This is a genomic window from Aestuariicoccus sp. MJ-SS9 (assembly GCF_032586235.1).
In the GTDB taxonomy this organism is placed as follows: domain Bacteria; phylum Pseudomonadota; class Alphaproteobacteria; order Rhodobacterales; family Rhodobacteraceae; genus Aestuariicoccus.
Genome location: NZ_JAWHTD010000116.1, coordinates 1 through 1550, shown reverse-complemented (window position 1 = coordinate 1550; position 1550 = coordinate 1). Strand labels below are relative to the sequence as shown.

Annotated in this window: 2 protein-coding genes; both read left to right on the top strand. The window is 62.0% G+C overall.

Annotated features, from left to right (window positions below):
* Nucleotides 1–1005 (top strand): site-specific integrase (locus RXV88_RS23495; protein WP_316296163.1); only part of this gene is annotated, 1005 nt, incomplete at its 5' end.
* Nucleotides 1002–1547 carry a hypothetical protein gene (locus tag RXV88_RS23490; RefSeq protein WP_316296162.1) on the top strand — a complete coding sequence of 182 codons (546 nt, stop codon included), beginning with the start codon at nt 1002–1004 and terminating at the stop codon, nt 1545–1547. The genes RXV88_RS23495 and RXV88_RS23490, both read left to right, overlap by 4 nt.
* Nucleotides 1548–1550 lie beyond the last annotated feature (3 nt).

Sequence of the window (1550 nt, the reverse complement as noted above, 5' to 3'; positions counted from 1 at the left end):
CTGGACCCGAGCGCGCCTGTCCGCGCGTACCGCCCTGCCACCATCGAGGGATATCGCTACACCTTTCGGCGGTTGGCCACGGCCCTGGTCAAATCCGGCACCGTGTCAATCGACCAGATCACTGGCTTTGAGGTCTTTCTAACGGAGGATCACTTCAAGGCGGCCCTGCGTCCCTTTCTGAAAGGCGAAACGGTCAAGACCGAAGCCTATGCCCACAAGATGGCCACCCAGATGATCGCGGTTGGTCGATACCACCTAGGTTACGATGACGCGTACCTGGCACCGTTCCTGGCGATCGTCCAGCGCCTCAAGCCGAAATCCCCGGGCGGGATGGGAGAGCGCAATCGGACGCGCCTTGAACAGTTCGACGACGAAGAGGTGGTGCAGCGCCTGTTGCGCTTTCCGGAAGAGGAACTCGATCGGGCGCTCAAGCAAAGCAACAAGCTCCGGCGCGCGAAAGGTGTCGAGCGGGCTCTGGCGATGTCTCTGGCGATCTTCACCGGGGTGCGCGTCAAAAACCTGCGCGAACTCAACCTGGAAACCCAGCTCCGGCGCAGCGGAAAGCGGGTCTTCGTGCACTTGTCCGACGATGATACCAAGAGCCACAGGGCACTGGACCTGGAGTTGCCACCGGAGACCATTCGCCTCATGGACCTGTTCCTTGCAGAGCATCGCGCGGTCTTGCCAGGCTCAGACGGGCCATACCTCTTTCCCGGCCAAGACGGCGGTCCACGATCGTACTCTGCGATGCGGGACGCTTTGAGCCGGACGCTCTTGAAGCACGCGGGCATTCGCATGTCGCCGCATATCTTTCGTCACGTCATCGCCAAGATCGTAGTTGAGCGGCAACCTGAGCTGGCGCTCGATCTCAGTCGGCGCCTTGGTCACAGTTCTATTAATACCACCTATCAGGCCTATCTCGGCACGGAGGGTCCTGCAGCCAGCCGCCGTATCAACGCATTGCTTGCCAAGTTGCGGGATGATCCGCCCGAGGGTGAGAAATGAAGCGCAGCTGGCACAACCTGTCGTATGAGGCTTGGCCCGAGCTGGATCGCGCGGCCTGGACGGAATTGCTGCGCGACGGCGACATACTCGATGGGCGCGGGGCAGGGGCCCATTGGTCGAAGGCAACGCGCTGCACACTCCAAAAGCATTACGCAGGCTGGCTGGGTTGGCTGGACGCGCGTGGCACGCTAGACCGCCACGCGGCGCCGGCCGACCGCATCACGCCTGAGGCGGTTACAGCCTATGCCCGTGAGTTGATGGCGTGCGTCGCGCCGAAGACGGTGGAGAGCTATCTGCGGGACCTCAAAGTGGTGGCAAAAGCCATGTCACCCGATCGAGACTGGCGGTGGCTCATGGACTTGTCGAACCGCCTCAAGCAATGGGCCAAGCCCAGCCGTTCGCGCACCATGCCGGATCTATCGGCTGCGGAGATGTTGGGTCGTTGCCTGCGCGAACTCGATCGACTGGGGCTTTGTTGCACAAATGCGGGTTTGAACGGACTGCCCCTTTCCCCGGACGGACTTATCCTACGGGCCCAGTGACGG